We start from the raw sequence: 4,421 nt of genomic DNA, 5'->3' as shown, positions 1-4,421 counted from the left end.
ACGGCTCGCCGGGTGCGCCGCATCGAGCTCGTCGTCGAGGCGCCGCTCGCCGAGGAGGCGGCCCGGGCCGTCGCCGCCGCGACCGGGGCGCGGGTGCTGACGCGGGCCCGTGCCGGGGCGACCGGTGCCGAGCCGCCGTCGGACACGGAGGGGGCGGCGGCCGTCGTCGCGGCGGCGGTGACGTCCGCCCTCGGCGGCCTCGAGGCATCCCGTGTGCTCGCCGTGGTCGCGCCGGACGGCGGGGTGGAGGTCATCCCGCTGCTCGACTGAGCCGGGACCGGGACGGCCGCTCGGCCTAGCGCCGGATGGCGTTGATCGCGAGTCGCAGCACGCGCTCGCGCTGGGCGTCGTCGTCGTAGGACGCGACCGCGGCGACGCCGGAGACGAGCTTGACGACGTCGCTGATGGTGAGCGCGGGGTCGACGGCCCCGGCGTCCTGCGCACGCTGCAGCAGCGGTTCGCCGGCGCCGAACATGACGCCGCGGCACTGGCTGAGCACGGTCGACTCGCGGTTGAGGCCCTCCAGCAGCGCATGCTTGGTGCCGATGTACTGCACGAAGCGCACGAGCCAGGCTTCGAGGGCGTCCCACGGCTCGCGGTCGCGCAGTTCGTCGGCCGCGTCGGCGAGGGCCTCGACCTCGCCGATGTAGAGCGTCTCGATGAGATCGTCGCGCGTCGGGAAGTTGCGGTAGAGGGTGCCGATGCCGACGCCCGCCCGCTTGGCGATGTCTTCGAGCGACGCACCGGAGCCGTGCTCGGCGAATGCGGCGCGCCCGGCGACCACGAGCGCGTCGAAGTTCCGGGCCGCGTCGGCCCGGGCGGGTCGACGGTCCGCCAGCAGGCTCCCTCGCACTGCGACGTCCATGTGCCGTGACTTCCTTTCCCGGGTTCGCCGGATCGCTTGTAACCGGAGGCACCCTCCGCTACAGTATGAAACGGAGGCAACCTCCGATCGGAGACTTCCTCCAGTTTACCTCGCATCTCGCGGAACCGCACCTGACCGGGAAGGTCGCCCATGCCCACCACCACCGGATCCCGCGCGGCGTTCATCGCCATCGCCGTGTCCGTCGCCTCGCTCGCACTGCTCCAGAACCTCGTCATCCCCGTCATCCCGCTCATCCGCGACGACTTCGGCGCCTCCGCCGACGCCGTCTCGTGGACCATGACCGCCTGGCTCATCGCCGCCGCCATCGCCACGCCGCTCCTCGGCAAGCTCGGCGACCTGCGCGGCCGCCGCGCCACCTTCCTCGCGGTCCTCGTCGTGGTCGCCGTCGGCGACATCGTCGCCATGGCCGCGACGAACCTCACCGTGCTCATCGTCGGCCGAGTGCTGCAGGGCATCGGCGGAGCGCTCTTCGCCCTCGCCTTCAGCCTGCTGCGCGACGTCATGCCGCGCGAACGCCTCACCGGGTCGATCGGCGCCGTCAGCGCGGTCATCGGCATCGGCGGCGCCGCGGGCAGCGTGCTCGCCGGCCCGCTCGCCGAGGCGCTGAGCTGGCGCGGCATCTTCTCCGTCCCGCTCGTCGTCGCGGGCGTCGGCATCCTGCTCACGCTCCTGTTCGTCCCCGCGAACGGCCAGCGTGCCGCCGGACGCGTCAACCTCGTCTCGGCCGCACTGCTCTCGGGCTGGCTCGTCGCACTGCTCGTGCCGCTCAGCAGCGGGGCGCGCTGGGGGTGGGCGTCGCCCCTGACGATCGGCCTGTTCGCGCTCGCCGCGGTGCTGCTCGCCGTCTGGGCGATCGTCGAACTGCGCTCCGACGACCCGCTCGTCGACCTGCGGCTCGTCGCCGGTCGGGCCGTGTGGCCGATCAACGCCGCGAGCCTGCTCATCGGCGCCGCCGCCTTCGGGTTCTGGGGCTACTTGCCGCAGTACCTCGAGACGCCGGGGTCGAGCGGCTGGGGGCTCGGCCTCGACATCCAGTCGGCGGGCCTCGCGCTGCTGCCGCTGCTCGTCGGCATGAGCGGCATCGGCTTCGCGGCCGGCGCCCTCGCACGGGTCATCCCGCTGCGCGCCCTGCTGGCCGCCGGCGCGCTCCTCATGGGCGGCAGCGTCGCCTTCGTCGTGCTCGACGGTCGCGACCTGGTCGCGGTCGCCCTGGCCGGCGGCGTGTTCGGCATCGGCATCGGCCTCGCGTACGCGGCGGCCGCCAGCCTCGTCGTCGAGAGCGTCCCCGCCGACCGCACCGGCGTGGCGACCGGCGTCAACGCGAACCTGCGCACCATCGGCTCGGCGACCGGCTCGGCGCTCACGAGCGTGCTCGTCTTCGGCAGCGCGGGAGCCGACGGCGTGCCCGCGCAGAGCGGCTACCAGGCCGCGTGGATCGCCGTGGCCGGCTTCGCGGTGCTCGCCGCCCTCATCGTGATCGCCGTCCGCCCGCGGCGCGAGGCGGCCGCCTCCGCCGGCCTCGCGGATTCCGAGGCGGCAGCGGCGGTCGAGCCCGCTTTCGACGCCGCCTGAGCGTCGGGCCCGCTCGGGGCGAGGATGCCGCGCGGTGCGGCATCCTCGCCCTGAGCGCGTCGCCCGCCCTGAGCGCGTCGCCCGCCCCGTTCGCGTCGCGGCAGTCCGTAGGTCCGCAGGCCGCGCACCGCCCGCGGGGCGCCGGTGGCAGGATCGGCCCATGGGGGAACCGCTCGAGGACTACGCGCTCATCGGCGACCGGCGCACCGCGGCGCTCGTGTCACGGCACGGCTCGATCGACTGGCTGTGCCTGCCGCGCTTCGACTCGCCCTCCGTGTTCGGCGCGCTGCTCGGCGAACCCGACGACGGCTGCTGGAGCCTGCGGCCCGTCGATCCGGCGGCGACGCCGACCCGGCGCTACGACGGCGACACGTTCGTGCTCGTCACCCGGTGGGAGACGGCCTCGGGTATCGCCGAGGTGATCGACGCGATGCCGATCGGTTCGCGCTCCCGCATCGTGCGGCGCATCCGAGGCGTCTCGGGCGAAGTCGAGTTCCGCCACGACGTGCGGCTGCGCTTCGACTACGCGCGGGCGCTGCCGTGGGTGCGCCAGATCGGCACCGACGACGAGCCCGCCCTCCAAGCGACCGCGGGGCGCGACGCCGTCGTGCTGCGCGGTCCGCGACTGCACCCCGACGGCCGCACGCATCGGGCGAACGTGACCGTGCGCGCCGGCGAGACGGCCGACGCCGTGCTCACCCGCTTCCACTCGTGGGGGCGTGAGCCCGCACGCATCGACGTCGGCGCCGCGCTCGAGCGCACCCGCGACGCGTGGACGGCCTGGGCCGCGCAGATCGACCACGCCGGGCCGCGCTCGGACGCGGTCGTGCGCTCGCTCCTCGTGCTCCGTGCGCTCAGCCACCGCGATACGGGCGGCATCGTCGCCGCGGCGACGACGTCGCTGCCCGAGCTCATCGGCGGCAGCCGCAACTGGGACTACCGCTACGTGTGGCTGCGCGACGCGTCCCTCGTGCTCGAGGCGATGCTCGAGCACGGCTTCTCCCGCATCGCCGGCCGCTGGCGGCAGTGGCTCGTGCGCGCCGTCGCCGGCGACCCGGCCGACGTGCAGATCATGTACGGCCTCGGCGGGGAACGGGAACTTCCCGAGCGCGAACTGCCCGGGCTGGCCGGCTACGAGGGATCGGCGCCCGTGCGCATCGGCAACGCGGCCGTCGACCAGTTCCAGGCCGACGTGATCGGCGAGGTGCTCGTCGCCCTCGAAGCGGCCCGCGACGCCGGCATCGCGGAGCGCCCGTACTCGTGGGCGGTGCAGCGCGCCCTGCTCTCCCGGGTCGTCGCGACCGTCGATCTGCCCGACCACGGCCTCTGGGAGATCCGGGGCGAGCCGCGGCACTTCGTGCACTCGCGCGTGATGGTCTGGGCGGCGCTCGACCGCGGGGTGCGCGCCGTGCGCGAGCACGGGCTCGAGGGCGACGCCGACCGCTGGGTCGAGCTCCGCGACCGGGTGCGGAGCGAGATCGAGACCGACGGGGTGGATGACGCGACGGGCGGCTTCGTGCAGGCCTACGGCTCGAGCGAGGTCGACGCGGCGCTGCTCCTGCTGCCGCAGGTCGGCTTCTGCGAGCACGACGATCCGAGGATGCTCGCCACCGTCGCCGCGATCGAGCGGACGCTGCTGCGCGACGGGCTGGTGCGCCGCTACCGGCCGGAGAGCGGCGTCGACGGGATCGATGAGGCGGAGCATCCGTTCCTCGCCTGCTCGTTCTGGCTCGTCGAGCAGTACGCGGCGACGGGCCGCGCCGACGAGGCATCCGAGCTGTTCGACCGGCTCTGCGGGCTGCGCAACGACGTCGGCCTGCTGAGCGAGGAGTACGACCCGGGCACCGGGCGCCTGCTCGGCAACCTGCCGCAGGCGTTCTCGCACCTCGCGCTCGTGCGGGCGGCCGACGCGCTCGGCGGGCGCACCGGGCGCGGCGCGCACCGCCGCGGCTGACCGCCCGAC

Annotated in this window: 4 protein-coding genes; 3 read left to right on the top strand and 1 reads right to left on the bottom strand. The window is 74.7% G+C overall.

The features are described 5' to 3' along the window. On the top strand, positions 1 to 270 hold a 270-nt coding region (locus GB864_RS17785), incomplete at its 5' end, for a hypothetical protein (protein ID WP_236779239.1). A gap of 25 nt (positions 271 to 295) precedes the next feature. Here the strand turns inward: GB864_RS17785 and GB864_RS17780 are convergent. Continuing rightward, positions 296 to 865, bottom strand: coding sequence for a TetR/AcrR family transcriptional regulator (locus tag GB864_RS17780; RefSeq protein WP_160427026.1), 570 nt, complete (start codon positions 863 to 865; stop codon positions 296 to 298). 150 nt (positions 866 to 1,015) lie between these two features. Here GB864_RS17780 and GB864_RS17775 point away from each other — a divergent pair, with 150 nt between their 5' ends. Together GB864_RS17775 and GB864_RS17770 are read left to right on the top strand one after the other, a co-directional pair. Further along, entirely contained in the window at positions 1,016 to 2,458 is a 1,443-nt protein-coding gene (locus GB864_RS17775) for an MFS transporter (RefSeq protein WP_160427025.1), read from the top strand. Between the two features lie 34 nt (positions 2,459 to 2,492). Next, entirely contained in the window at positions 2,493 to 4,412 is a 1,920-nt protein-coding gene (locus GB864_RS17770) for a glycoside hydrolase family 15 protein (protein ID WP_336604075.1), read from the top strand. Positions 4,413 to 4,421 lie beyond the last annotated feature (9 nt).

The organism is Agromyces seonyuensis (genome assembly GCF_009789225.1).
Classification (GTDB): Bacteria; Actinomycetota; Actinomycetes; order Actinomycetales; family Microbacteriaceae; genus Agromyces; species Agromyces seonyuensis.
This window is presented reverse-complemented; position numbering and strand designations above follow the sequence as displayed.

Bases quoted from the DNA above. Each gene is read 5' to 3' on its own strand.
- GB864_RS17780 (WP_160427026.1), bottom strand. From the start codon at position 865: ATGGACGTCGCAGTGCGAGGGAGCCTGCTGGCGGACCGTCGACCCGCC.
- GB864_RS17775 (WP_160427025.1), top strand. From the start codon at position 1,016: ATGCCCACCACCACCGGATCCCGCGCGGCGTTCATCGCCATCGCCGTG.